This is a genomic window from Mucilaginibacter gossypiicola, assembly GCF_900110105.1.
GTDB lineage: Bacteria > Bacteroidota > Bacteroidia > Sphingobacteriales > Sphingobacteriaceae > Mucilaginibacter > Mucilaginibacter gossypiicola.
This window is the reverse complement of sequence record NZ_FOCL01000001.1, coordinates 505,908-518,104: the sequence shown is the minus strand read 5'-3', so window position 1 is coordinate 518,104 and position 12,197 is coordinate 505,908. Positions and strand designations below refer to the sequence as shown.

The following is a 12,197-nucleotide window of genomic DNA, read 5'->3' as shown; positions in this document are numbered from 1 at the left end:
AAACGCGTTAAACGCACTTTTAGTTTATCATCAATTATCATTTTTGTGTAATTGTATGCCCACGAAATAAATTGTGGGGAAAATTGCTGCTCAAAAAAATTCCCCATTTATAATATCGGGACCTGATATCGTTAAAATGAAGATTTTAACGTACTTTTGCGCCAAATTAGAGGTGCAGCATGATCACGGTATCCAATCTTTCTTTACGTTACGGTAAGCGTACTTTGTTTGAAGACGTTAACCTGAAATTTACACAAGGCAACTGCTACGGTATTATTGGCGCCAATGGTGCCGGTAAATCTACATTCCTGAAAATTCTTTCGGGCGATATTGACCCAACCAGTGGTTCGGTGAGTTTTACTCCCGGCGAGCGTATGGCTGTTTTAAGCCAAAACCACTACGCTTTTGACGAATTTACAGTTCTTGAAACCGTAATGATGGGCCATAAGGAAATGTATGCTATCATGAAGGAAAAGGATGCTATTTATCTGAAAGAAGATTTTAGCGATGCAGACGGCGAACGTGCAGGTGAATTGGAAAACCTTTTCGCTGAAATGGACGGCTGGAATGCTGAAAGTAATGCCGCCACCCTATTGAGCAATCTTGGTATCAAAGAGGAATTTCACTATCAGCTGGTAAAAGACCTTGATAATACGCAAAAAGTACGCGTGTTATTAGCTCAGGCGCTTTTTGGCAAACCTGATATCCTGTTACTGGATGAGCCTACCAACGATTTGGACATCCATACCATTAGCTGGCTGGAAGATTTTCTTGCTTCATATGAGGCTATCGTACTGGTAGTATCGCACGACAGGCACTTCCTTGATACTGTATGTACCCACGTAGTAGATATCGATTTTGGAAAGATGACCATTTATACCGGTAACTATACCTTCTGGTATGAATCGAGCCAGCTGGCCCTGAAACAACGTGCAGAGCAAAATAAAAAGGCCGAAGATAAAGTTAAAGAACTTCAGGAGTTCATTCGCAGGTTTAGTGCCAACGCCTCAAAATCAAAGCAGGCAACCAGCCGTAAAAAAGCTTTGGATAAAATCAATCTGGATGAGATCCAACCATCAAACCGTAAATATCCAGGTATTATATTCAACAATTTGGGCCGTGAAGCCGGTGACCAGATCCTGACCGTTGAAAACCTGGGCAAAACGCTTAATGGTGAAGTATTGTTCAACAATATCACTTTCACAGTAAATAAAGGCGATAAGATTTCCATCCTGTCGCAAAACAGTTTGGCAACCACTGCCTTCTACAATATTTTAACCGGCCGTGATAAAGATTTTACCGGCACGTTCAAATGGGGCGTAACCATTAATGCTGCCGATATCCCTAACGATAGTAGCGAATACTTTGATGGTAAAAACGATAACCTGATCGACTGGCTGCGTGAGTATTCACCTGGTGAAAAAGACGATCAGTTTATCCGTGGATTCCTGGGTAGGATGTTGTTTTCGGGCGAAGAGGTTATGAAAAAGTGCAGCGTGCTTTCGGGAGGCGAAAAAATGCGTTGCATGTTTAGCCGTATGATGCTGCAGCAAGCCAACCTTTTAATGTTTGATGAGCCTACCAACCACCTCGATCTGGAATCTATTACCGCACTTAACAATGGCATGAAAGACTTCCGCGGCACGATACTGTTTACCTCGCGAGATCATGAATTGGTTGAAACAGTAGCTAACCGTATTGTTGAGTTAACACCGGGCGGCTATATAGACAAATTGATGACTTACGATGAATATATCAACAGCGCCGTGGTGCAAAAACAGCAGGAAGACTTATACGCTGCTGTATAATAAAGATTAAATATTCAAAAGGTCCGGTAGTATTACACTGCTGGACCTTTTTATTTTAAATTTATTATAAGTTTATGCCAATAGCCTGCGTTTCGAGTTGATTGATTGTCGACTCGTCACTATACAGATAAAAATGATCTTTAGTATAAGAATATTGAACATTTAAACCATTTTGGGAGATAAAGTCTTTAACAACGCTTTCATACTGCAGCTTGTTAATTTTGAGTAATTTTCTTTTTTTCATAAGGAGTAGATGTTAAGTTTTACAATTTAAGTAGCTTTTGTTGAAATTCCAATAAGAAAATCGATATTTTGTTATGAAACTACTACTAAATCTATTTAGCAAGGCCGGTATTCATAAAAATACCGAGTAAATTCACAAAAGTTTACTACCAATCCTAAATGATTTTACAATCCGTTAATTAAAATAATTGTTAACAAAAGGTATTTTTAACAGCTTAAAAGAAAATAATTTGCATATTTGCAGCCCTACCAAAATCAGGTATAAGACTCCGTAGCTCAGCTGGTAGAGCAAATGACTCTTAATCATTGGGTCGAGAGTTCGAATCTCTCCGGGGTCACTCAAAAAACAAAAAACAGCCTTGAATATATCATTAAGGCTGTTTTTTGTTTCACCAACTATCTACCTATCGGGCAAAAACAGCCTCTAAAAGCGGGTTTATTGATTTTTGTTTCTCCGATATTTCACCATGTTTCACCAGCAAGCAATAATGTCTCACCAATTATGACTACTAAGGAATTTAAACAAAGTATCTCTACAAAGGTGGTTTTACACCACAGGGTATTGTCTGATGATACCCGAGGGTTGTTTTTGCGGGTAATCATCGACCGGGTAAAACGCGAGTTCAATTTAAAGGAAAGCTGGCCGGAGGCTTTTTTTGATCCCGCTGCCGAGCGTGTCACTAAACGAAGTGCCAGGGATACGGATGCCGACAGGGTTAATATGATCTTAACGGAAGCAAAAAGCCGTGCTAACCGGATCATTATGCGCTATTTTTCTGCCGAAAAGCCACTTACTACAAGCTTGTTTACCCGCGAGTTTGAAAACTACGATAACCGGGAAAACTTTTTGGCCTATTGGAAACAAACTCAGGATAACTGGGAAAACGAGGGCGTTATAAAAGACACCACGGCTAAAAACCATACTACCAGCTATAATCGCTTAGTTGAGTTTTTGGGCGGCAATGAGGTGCTTTTGCTGGGCGATATCAATTTTGATTTTGTTGTGAAGTTTAACACCTGGATGCGCACTAAAAAAGTGCCGGCATTAAGTCATAATTCGGCTTGTACTACGCATACGCGGTTCAGGACTTATATTATAAAGGCTAAGGATGACGGTTTCGATATTCAAAATCCTTATGAGCGCTATAAATTTAAATATGAAGATGGACATCGCGAATCGCTTGAAAAGCATGAATTACAGGCGCTGAAAAAGCTTTTTGATAGCGGCGAATTGGATGAACTTTGCCAGGAAACGCTGCGCAAGTTTTTGTTTAGCTGCTATACCGGCATCAGGATTAGCGATACACACCAATTGCACCGCAACATGATCAAAAACGGGCGGCTTAAAATGAGCCTTTTAAAAGGCGCTGTAAGGTATGGCAAAGAAATTAATATGCTGATCCCCGATTATGCTCTGAAACTGGTAGAGGGCAGGAAAGGAGTATTGTTTAAGGAAATAGCAGATCCCACATGCAACGAAAAACTTAAACTCATCCAGGAGAAAGCCAATATCACCAAAAACCTAACCTTCCACGTTAGCCGCGATACATTCGGAACGCTGTTTATTGAAATGGGCGGCGATGTTGCCACCCTTAAAGAGTTAATGGGGCACTCAGATATTGCCACTACCATGATTTACGTAAAAATGAGCGAAAAGCGCAAAGATGTGCTGATGGCTAACTTTAATAACCTGTAAATAAAAAATCCCCTAAGCGGGGATTTTAAGTAATTGAACGGTTTCGGTAAGGTCATTGTCCCGCTGTCGGGCTATTTCGGCGAGTAAGTGGTGCAGCTGGCCAATCTCTACTTTGTCCCGGTCTGTCAGGTGATCCGAATTAAGTGTGAGTTGGTTGAGCAATTCCATCATGTGAATAGGATCTGCATGGCGATAAACTTCAAGTAAACCGGTAACCATTGGCGGTTTTTGATTGCAATTTGAGCATTGTTCAATCATTGTGAAAGGTGTTTTGGGGGTCAAAAAAATAATTAGCTATCAATCAGGGGATTTAAATCTAAATCAAATTTCTTAAAATGATAAATGTTTTCACATGTATTTTTAATGGTATGGTACATATAACCTTCGTGAAAATATAGAAGATTGCCGCGAAAATAATAGTGTTTTTTAAGCAATAATTATGGATTTAATATTACTGTGAGTGGTTAATGCCGCCCTCTTCCGAAGCATCAATAACCTGTTTGGTATACCTCTTTAGTATTTCCTCAAAAAGGCTTTCGTGTACCAGGTAAAAGCCAACAACTTCGCGTTTTATTTGTGGCTTGCCTTTCTCCCAGTAGTAAGGTGTTAACCGGGTATAATCGCGCCATGTTTTAATGGCATCTTCCTTTCGCTGGTAAACATTGGTTGCCCCAACGTTATCCTGTATCACTCTATCGTTTTCTACTTGAAAATACATTTTACGGAAAGTGTACTTTTTATCATCGCTCATATCACCCAATTTACTAACAAAATTAGTAAAATAAAATAAAGATGCATAAAAAAAGCCCCGGAGGGCTCACGTTAATGGCAGGTTAGCAGTTGTACATGCTGCGCATAGTTTAAAAACCTTATCAGCCTGAATATAGCGGCCGATTGTGCAGGCATTGGCTCAATTTTGCTATGCTCCAGCAAATCCAATAAGGTATCAACTATAGTGTTGGGGCCGTTTTCATCGCTTAAAAGGCTTTTCAAATCCATTTCAAGTATCTCGCGCGCGTTTTGCGCCTCTTTTTCGTTATATTCGCTCATGATCTTTTTAATCTTTGTTGGTTAATGGTTCATTAGGCCCCGGGCAGCGTCGAAACTTCCGGGGCTTTTATTTTTTCTTCTTTGTTAAGCTATTATGAATTTTTTCGATTGTAATAAAATCTCCTTTCTCGTTAGCATTATTTAATTTTTTGAAAACCTCCTGATCGCCTCCTTTATCAGGATGGCACAATGAAGCCGCTTTCCGATATAGTGTTTTCATTTTGGCTGCCAGTTCAGGATCTGTGTCAGCTGTAATTTTAAGTGCCCCTGCTTTAATGTCGATTTCCTTCTGCCTTTCAATCAATTCTTCTACAAGTTCATAGTAAATCTTATAAAATGCTTTTTGCAGGTCTGTTAATGGCAAAGTATCGTAACAATACTGCATAAACTTTAAATACTGGCAGCGTACACGATGTTCAAGACTATCAAAAACAACATAGGGATATTTAATGCCAAAAGTGTAATTTTCTGAAAACTCGGCACGCCCGGCGTTTGAAAAACCAGTCCAATAAGCTTTATAAGTATCAAACACATCATAATCAATAGCCACCGCAAACGACATAGTATTAAGGTTATGGACGTATAATTGATACTTAGGGTTAGTCCGAAAGCGGGAAAACCATGTAAAAAATCTAATCTTGCGCTCTTTGTACGTCGAAAAATTAAATATTTTACTTTTATAAAACCGCAATTTATAACTGGCGTAAAACTCACTGAGCTCACTTAAGTGTGGATATTTTTTTATGGCAAGCCGATAAAAAATAACGCGATCTAAATAAAAAACCTCTCCCGCTCTTTTATTCACTTTTAATGTTGTGTCATCAGTGAATAAAAGATTTTTATAGAAGATAGGTTTATTCATATCACGTTTAAAATTGCTATGCCTTGAATACCCTAAAAAACGATACACAAAAGATGAAAGAAAAGGATAATCGTTTTCGCTATCCAAAAACATTTCCTTTATGTTTTCCAAATTGGATTTCTCTACATTCATATTCAAAGGCCTTATTGCTCAAATATCAATACAGATTTGAGCAATAAGGAGCGTTTTTAAATTTGCTACTCTGGAATTTCTAAGCCTGGATTTTCATTGATATATTGGTCTAAGTCGCCAAAGAGTTCAAGTTGCTCAGCACCTGCCTCTACCCGTACCAATTCAGCAAACCTGGCTTCTGCCTTTTTAATTTTTGTATTGATGCCGGACCTGTCTTTTTTCCAAACATTGATTTTATCATAGTAGGTAGAAATCAATTCTTGTTTCTTTTTAAGTAGCTCTAATTCCTGATTTTCCATGTTGCTAAATATTGTTTAATGTAGTAATTACTATAATATACTACAATTATAAACATAGAAAATTTATAAAACAAATTTTATTTTAAAAGATTTTTTTACTTCTTTTGTTGTAAATAAAACATCATGACAGCAATTACACTTAAACAGTTACCGGATGATGTGCACCGGGCTATAAAACGCATCCAGCTGGACAAAGAAGATGAGGGCCAAAAATTGAAGTTGGAAGAGATTTACGTTTTGGTTCTCAAGGAAGGCCTTGAATCGTTAGAAAAGAAAAAGCCAGCTAAATAAGCTGGCTTTTTTGTTCAGCAACCATTTGCTATTCAGCAACCAGTTGCCAACCTAAGCGTGGCAACTGAAAAGCCTATCACGCGTTAGCCTGATCCCTGATAGCTAATTTCTTTGCCTTATAAATTTCATAGGCGCGGTCATTAAAAATAACCTGCTGATCCTGTATCGCCTCTCGGGTTTTCTTCAATTCATCGAGCATCATATCAATATGCTCAGGCGTTATACCGGGGCTTGTGGCCACTGCAGTAGCGGTTGATTGCCTTGCTGTAGATGGACTACTTAAGCCAGGCGATGTGCGCCGCTCCCGGTCTGTTATAGCCGTTGCCACTCGGTCATAGTTTAAAGGTGCGCCGCCACTGTTAAGCAAGGCATCAATAATACCTTTGTTATTGGCATAGGTTTTTTTGCTTAATACCGGCTCACCGCCCTCTATCTGTCCATAAATTTGGCCGTACGGGCCTACCAGGTTGATACCGCCATTGCTATGGCTGGGGCCATCTGGCAGAATGCCGCCATCTTCAAACTCTGGTGCTTTCTGTGAAGCAATTACCGCTATTTGCGCAGCGGTTTCAAGCGCAATTAAGGGGCTAAAGGCAAAACTAAGAATTCCTGTTTGGGCTGCAACCTTTGTCATTGCCAACGCACCGTTTATTATGGCCTGTACAATGGCCGCTTGTTTTTCGGCTTCCCATTGTTTACGCTTTACCTCGGCTTCCTGTTTAGCGTATTTATCTTCAATGGCGGCACGTTGCTGCTCGGTTAAGTTTTTATTGCTTAACTCCTGATTTTTTTGATTTTCGAGATTTCGGATATGCGCTTCAGTATCTGCCTGCCTGTTGCGGTTGGTTATTTCAAAAAGGGCGTTAGCTGTGGTTTTAGCGCCCGAAAGCACCATTTCATTGTTCGCTTTACGCTTTTTTATTGCCTCTTTTTCGGCTTGTTTAGCCTCTTCATCATCACGTTGTTTATTAATGGCAGCAATCGCATCTTTAAAATCTTTTGTTGCTTGCTCTTCCTCGCTAAACTTGCTTTTAAGGGCGGCTATCTCATCATCATATTTTTTATTAATTCTTGCCCGTTCTTGTTCGTCGCTATCGGCAGATGTAACCAGGCCATCAGCTTCAATTTTCTTTTTCTCTTCCTGGAAGCGCTTTTCTTCATTGATTTTAGCATTAGCCAAAGCTTCAGCCCTGCCTTTTTCAATTGTAGCTATCCGATTTGCGTTGCTACCGGCATCAGCCAGCATAGCATCATACTTCGCATTGATATCATCACGCTCTTTATCGTACTGTGTTAAAAGCTGATCCGAAAGTTTGTTATTGTATGCAGCTATTTTGTCATTTAAATCCTGTTGCTGCTTAATAATCAGCTGGTTTCGCGCAGTTTCCTTATCGGTTTTTAATTTGGCTATCCGCTCATCCAACGCGTCGCTTTCGGCCTTAGTAAGGTTTTTTTTCTGTGTTGCCTTTACTTGTTTATCTATTTCCTGTTGGTATTTATTATCAAGCAGGTCAAGCTCTTTATCGTTTTTGGCTTTTGTCGAGGCTATTTCGGCAATATCAAACTGTTTATATTCGGCAGCCAATGCAGCCAAATCTTTTACAGTTTGCTCACGTTCGCTTATGGCACCCGAACCTTGTTTTTTGTCGTTTTTGGCAACTTGCAAAAGCTTTTCCGTATCATTAATATCCTTAATGATCTTCTTATAAGCTTCTGAGCCTATCACGGTATTTTGCAGAGAGGCGTTTAACGATTTGATGCGGTCATTCAACTCGCCTACCGTCATTTCGCCAAGCGCTTTGATGTTGCCGGTAGTAGCGGTTGTTTTTTTGTTAAGATCGTCCATAAACGAACCATTGAGGCCTTTTATGGTATCATCTATTTTTTTTGTATCGGTGACAAGGCCCTGCAAATCTGCCCGGATCTTCCTTATTTCATCGGGCGTTAATTGCCTGGTTACCGAGGTGCCAGTACCAACGGTACCCCCGCCCTGGTATTCGGTAGTAGTCCCCTTATTTAGGGCCTGAATCAATGCGTTACGCTGAAAGGTGATCTCGTTGCGCTCTTTTACCAAAGCAGATATCGCGTCTTTATTGGTGTACTCAAGCAGGGCTTTTTGCACGCCGACAAAATCACGGGCTTTTTTGGTATTAATTTCAAGCGCGTTTCCGTATTGATCCCACTTAGTAACTGCCGATGGGATAACATCGGCTATTTGGTTCAGGATATCCTTGGTTTCTTTTTGTTCATCCTTATTCAGTTTGCCTTTTTGCTTTAACTGATCGTAGCGCTCAATTAAAGGTGTGGTGTTTTTTTGAAGCGAATCAACCGCCTCCGATTGCTTTTTAAACTCATCTGTTAATTGTTCAGCCTCGCTGCGCGCATCCCCCAGTTTTTTAACCAAAGGGTCGAATATGGAAGCTATCGCACCTTTAAAAGATACGATCAGGCTGCCGATACGTTCCTGCAAGTTGCCTAAATCGGTGTTAAATGCATCAAGCGCGCCACTGGATGTGTTACGGATAGCTTCTGCGGTACCGCCGAACTCTTTTTCAAGCTCTTTTAAAATAATGGTCTGCGCGCCCGCGATGTCGCCACTTTCCTGCATCAGCTTTATTTGTTCTTTTTGCTGATCGTTAAAGGTTACACCAACCTTTCGCAACGAGGTGAGGCCGTTAATAGGGTCGTTCAGCGCTTTGCCTACTGCGATACTGGCCGTTTGAACACCTTCCATGCTTACGGTACCCCCATTCATGGCCGATGTATAGTCTAAGATTGCCGGCAGCGCCTTTTCATATATCTTACCCCCTACATTAGTAAAGGTGAGCAGCATTTCTTCGGCTTTGGCAATTACGTCGTCATCAACGCCGGTTTTATCCATCTCTACCTGCTGCATTTTTTGGAGGGCATCCATCGAAATGCCGGCAGCACCGCCGGTAGATGCCAGCGCGGCAGCTAACTGCGCCTGCGTTTTTTCTGCCTCGACAAAAGCAGCCTCGCTACCATTCCACACGTCCTTTACAAAGCCAATAGCCGCAGAAACGCCTTTATAGATTAAGGTGCCGGCAGTAATTTCGCCGGCCATTTCGCCGATGTTTTTGAAACCTTCTTTGAAATCGGCGAAAAAGCTCTTTTGTTTATTATTGGCCTCATCGGTGGCGCCAGCCAGTAGCTGCTGGGATGTTATTGTTTGGTTGAGTTCCTCCCTTCGTGCACGTTGCGCCTCGGTTATTGTCCGCAAATTAGCTAATTCCCTTTGGTAGATAGGGTCGGTTTCTTTCAAGCCCTGTACAAGCTTCAACTGATCAGCCCTGGCTTTGTTCAATTCCTTATATGTAGCTTTCGCTTGTTCACCATTAATGACAAGGTTTATTATCGCGTTTTCGGTTTGATCTGCCATTTTTTAAGGAATTAATATTTCTGTGCCATTAAATTCGCCTTCGACTTCTGCCAACCAGTTTACGCCAAAATCTCGCATCAATATGAGGCGCAGGATACCGGCTTCGCGGGTTTTGGTTTTGCTATACCATGGGCTTTTTTTGCGCCTGCGGTTGCCTATCGGCCTGCCTTTGCCCACGCGCATATCAATGTAGCGGCCGTATTGTTTAAACTTGATGATCACGCGCTCGATATCGCCGTTTGCCTGCACCAGTTCATAAGCAAGGCTTTGCCAAAGGGCGCCGTCAAGCCTGCCGATATCGTATTTATCAAGCGCCTCGTGAAAGCGGTCGATAGTTACCTCGGCCCATCCTTTTACAGCATCGTTAATGTTTATGGTTTGCACGTTTACTGCTGCCATGGTATTAAGTTAAAATATGGTAATAGGCGCTCGGCATAAGCTTATAACTCCATGCGGTGTATGGGCCACCCGAGTTTGAACTGATTGGCGCGCCGTGTTGCAGCTCGGTTTCGGTGCCGTTACAGGTGGTGGTAACCGTGCCGTTAGTAGTTTCGCTGCCGCCTGTGTAATAGGTGGTAATATTGTACCGTACGGGCAAGCCGACAACCGTTTTGGGAATAGTGGCGGCCGCATCCTCAAAAAATACGGCATATAAATCGCAATGATAGGTACGGTAGCCCGGCGGCGGAAAAGGAAAGTCGGTAGATGCGATGTTACGCTGCTGTAATTTCACGTAAACGGTGCCATTGTCTTCGCCCGGGCCCGGTACATCGGGCGGCGGCGGCTCAATCTGCACCGTATTGTTTGGCCTTACAACCGGGTACAGCGTTAATTTGGCTTTAACCGTTTGCTCATCGGCAATATCAGCAGTAAAGCTGCTCAGGATGCAACTTATCGTAGCCTTGTTGAAATCTCGGATGAGGTAGCGCTTATGTACCGACAGGTTCAAAAATTCTTCCTTGGTGAGCCTGAAACCCATCTCAAAAGGCTTGGTGTTTTTCAGGAAAGTGTATTTCTGCTGTAACGATTGGTATGAGGTGCCTGATGGTGTAAGCGAGAGCGTGAATTTGGTGAGTTGCGTGCCTGCCTGATCAACATTATCAGTACTACCATAGGGATAGGTGTAGCCGGCAGCGTCATGCTGCATGCCGTGATAATACAGAAATCGCAGTTTAAAGTTATTGCGGTCGGCATATTCCTGCGCCTGTATCTGCGTAAATGGCGCTACCGCGTGTACCGGTTGTTTCATGTACGGGATACGCCATTGCGCGGCGCTAACGGTGGCGGGCGAATCCTCATTGATCATTTTGGTTGCAACGTCGGCCAGTGTTATTTCGGTAAGGCCGTCGCCGATCACCATTTTAGGCAGGTTGTTTTTATCGGTATCGCTAAAAGCATCATCCTTATCATCAACAGGCTGGGTAATGGTGTAGCCCGTGGCCTGCCCGGATATTTCGCGGTAATCCAGTACCTGTTTGTCGCGCAAATCAACCGTTTCGGGCGAATCCTGTAAATACAGCAGGCTTTCAACGTAACAAATTTTGCGGGTGGTATCCTGGTCAATTAATGCGCCGAACCGGTTACGTACGGTTTTCAAAAATTCGGTAACCGTGATAGCCGGCATATAGGTGGGATAATCGGCCACGATGTATACATCGATAGATACCTGCGAGTATATGAAGATCCGCTTTATATCCGGGTCGTTAAGCATGGTACCGGTTGCCGACAGACCGTAAAAGGCCAAAACCTGCTTTAGTACATATACCAGGTTAAAAAACGGCAAAAACGTTTGGCTTTTAGGGTCAATGCCTGCGTTTACAAAAAACGAACCTACGCCGCTTGTGATGCGCCACTCGTTCATGTATTTGCTCACCGGGAAATCGATATCAGGGTAATCTCCGTATTGCGACGGGTCAATCTCTTTATAAGCACCATCGTTTTTGATTGGGAAAAATACCAAGGGGTAAACGCCCGGTGCCGCCGTAGCAGTATCGAGCATAAAGGCACCAAAAGTTTCGGCATCATAAGCACCGATAATGCCCGAGCTGCCGGGAATATACAGTTGGTTCATCATCCGGGTTGACATATCCTTAGCCAGAATACCCTTATCAATAAGCAAATTGTAAGCGATGGTTTTATCCTCAATAGTGAACAGGAAGCGGGTAACCTTATAAGGCAGGTTGCCCAGCCACATGCGTACATCCAGCTCGCGCAGGCCTGCAGCAGTGGCAATAAAATGCGCATTGGCTATGAGGGCGCGGTTATCTTCAAGCGGCAGCGATCCGGAATAACTCAGGCTGCCCAAAAAGTCATCCTCGTTATTAAAAATGGTGCTGTTTATTTCGATAGTGAGCGCGCCATCAACTGCCATTACAAAAAACTGGCCTGTACTGATGAGTTGGAGACGTAAAAGCAT

At 42.3% G+C, this 12,197-nt stretch carries 12 protein-coding genes and 1 tRNA gene; 4 read left to right on the top strand and 9 right to left on the bottom strand.

Annotated features, from left to right (window positions below; genetic code table 11):
* The first annotated feature begins 179 nt into the window (after window positions 1–179).
* Window positions 180–1,808 (top strand): ABC-F family ATP-binding cassette domain-containing protein, encoded by a 1,629-nt coding sequence (locus tag BMX50_RS02000; protein WP_091206929.1) that lies wholly within the window; start codon window positions 180–182, stop codon window positions 1,806–1,808.
* Between the two features lie 64 nt (window positions 1,809–1,872).
* On the opposite strand, the gene BMX50_RS01995 is transcribed toward BMX50_RS02000, so the two are convergent.
* Complete coding sequence (locus BMX50_RS01995) at window positions 1,873–2,052, bottom strand: hypothetical protein (RefSeq protein WP_091206926.1); 180 nt, start codon at window positions 2,050–2,052, stop codon at window positions 1,873–1,875.
* A 264-nt stretch (window positions 2,053–2,316) separates the two neighbouring features.
* Between BMX50_RS01995 and BMX50_RS01990 the strand changes: the two genes are divergently transcribed.
* A tRNA-Lys gene (locus BMX50_RS01990) sits at window positions 2,317–2,389 on the top strand.
* Window positions 2,390–2,553: 164 nt separating this feature from the next.
* Window positions 2,554–3,747: a site-specific integrase gene (locus BMX50_RS34395; RefSeq protein ID WP_167667783.1), complete on the top strand. Its 1,194-nt coding sequence runs from the start codon at window positions 2,554–2,556 to the stop codon at window positions 3,745–3,747.
* A gap of 12 nt (window positions 3,748–3,759) precedes the next feature.
* Here the strand turns inward: BMX50_RS34395 and BMX50_RS01980 are convergent, their stop codons facing one another.
* The 5 genes from BMX50_RS01980 to BMX50_RS01960 all read right to left on the bottom strand — a co-directional run bounded on the left by BMX50_RS01980 (window position 3,760) and on the right by BMX50_RS01960 (window position 6,090).
* Window positions 3,760–4,005 carry a hypothetical protein gene (locus BMX50_RS01980; protein ID WP_091206920.1) on the bottom strand — a complete coding sequence of 82 codons (246 nt, stop codon included), beginning with the start codon at window positions 4,003–4,005 and terminating at the stop codon, window positions 3,760–3,762.
* Between the two features lie 193 nt (window positions 4,006–4,198).
* Complete coding sequence (locus tag BMX50_RS01975) at window positions 4,199–4,498, bottom strand: hypothetical protein (protein ID WP_091206916.1); 300 nt, start codon at window positions 4,496–4,498, stop codon at window positions 4,199–4,201.
* A 71-nt stretch (window positions 4,499–4,569) separates the two neighbouring features.
* On the bottom strand, window positions 4,570–4,797 hold the full coding sequence (locus tag BMX50_RS01970; RefSeq protein WP_091206913.1) for a hypothetical protein: 228 nt from the start codon (window positions 4,795–4,797) through the stop codon (window positions 4,570–4,572).
* A gap of 67 nt (window positions 4,798–4,864) precedes the next feature.
* Window positions 4,865–5,791 (bottom strand): hypothetical protein, encoded by a 927-nt coding sequence (locus BMX50_RS01965; protein ID WP_091206910.1) that lies wholly within the window; start codon window positions 5,789–5,791, stop codon window positions 4,865–4,867.
* A 65-nt stretch (window positions 5,792–5,856) separates the two neighbouring features.
* Entirely contained in the window at window positions 5,857–6,090 is a 234-nt protein-coding gene (locus BMX50_RS01960; protein WP_091206908.1) for a hypothetical protein, read from the bottom strand.
* A gap of 123 nt (window positions 6,091–6,213) precedes the next feature.
* On the opposite strand from BMX50_RS01960, the gene BMX50_RS34390 reads away from it, so the two are divergent.
* Entirely contained in the window at window positions 6,214–6,381 is a 168-nt protein-coding gene (locus BMX50_RS34390) for a hypothetical protein (protein WP_167667782.1), read from the top strand.
* Between the two features lie 76 nt (window positions 6,382–6,457).
* On the opposite strand, the gene BMX50_RS01955 is transcribed toward BMX50_RS34390, so the two are convergent.
* The 3 genes from BMX50_RS01955 to BMX50_RS01945 are packed head-to-tail and all read right to left on the bottom strand — an operon-like array spanning window position 6,458 to window position 12,197.
* Window positions 6,458–9,781: a hypothetical protein gene (locus BMX50_RS01955; RefSeq protein ID WP_091206906.1), complete on the bottom strand. Its 3,324-nt coding sequence runs from the start codon at window positions 9,779–9,781 to the stop codon at window positions 6,458–6,460.
* Between the two features lie 3 nt (window positions 9,782–9,784).
* Window positions 9,785–10,180, bottom strand: coding sequence for a hypothetical protein (locus BMX50_RS01950; RefSeq protein ID WP_091206903.1), 396 nt, complete (start codon window positions 10,178–10,180; stop codon window positions 9,785–9,787).
* A gap of 4 nt (window positions 10,181–10,184) precedes the next feature.
* Window positions 10,185–12,197: a hypothetical protein gene (locus BMX50_RS01945; RefSeq protein WP_091206899.1), complete on the bottom strand. Its 2,013-nt coding sequence runs from the start codon at window positions 12,195–12,197 to the stop codon at window positions 10,185–10,187.

Coding starts and splice junctions, on each gene's coding strand:
- BMX50_RS01995 (WP_091206926.1), bottom strand. CDS start 2,052: ATGAAAAAAAGAAAATTACTCAAAATTAACAAGCTGCAGTATGAAAGC.
- BMX50_RS01980 (WP_091206920.1), bottom strand. CDS start 4,005: ATGATTGAACAATGCTCAAATTGCAATCAAAAACCGCCAATGGTTACC.
- BMX50_RS34395 (WP_167667783.1), top strand. CDS start 2,554: ATGACTACTAAGGAATTTAAACAAAGTATCTCTACAAAGGTGGTTTTA.
- BMX50_RS01945 (WP_091206899.1), bottom strand. CDS start 12,197: ATGCTTTTACGTCTCCAACTCATCAGTACAGGCCAGTTTTTTGTAATG.
- BMX50_RS01970 (WP_091206913.1), bottom strand. CDS start 4,797: ATGAGCGAATATAACGAAAAAGAGGCGCAAAACGCGCGCGAGATACTT.
- BMX50_RS01950 (WP_091206903.1), bottom strand. CDS start 10,180: ATGGCAGCAGTAAACGTGCAAACCATAAACATTAACGATGCTGTAAAA.
- BMX50_RS02000 (WP_091206929.1), top strand. CDS start 180: ATGATCACGGTATCCAATCTTTCTTTACGTTACGGTAAGCGTACTTTG.
- BMX50_RS01955 (WP_091206906.1), bottom strand. CDS start 9,781: ATGGCAGATCAAACCGAAAACGCGATAATAAACCTTGTCATTAATGGT.
- BMX50_RS01965 (WP_091206910.1), bottom strand. CDS start 5,791: ATGAATGTAGAGAAATCCAATTTGGAAAACATAAAGGAAATGTTTTTG.
- BMX50_RS34390 (WP_167667782.1), top strand. CDS start 6,214: ATGACAGCAATTACACTTAAACAGTTACCGGATGATGTGCACCGGGCT.
- BMX50_RS01960 (WP_091206908.1), bottom strand. CDS start 6,090: ATGGAAAATCAGGAATTAGAGCTACTTAAAAAGAAACAAGAATTGATT.
- BMX50_RS01975 (WP_091206916.1), bottom strand. CDS start 4,498: ATGAGCGATGATAAAAAGTACACTTTCCGTAAAATGTATTTTCAAGTA.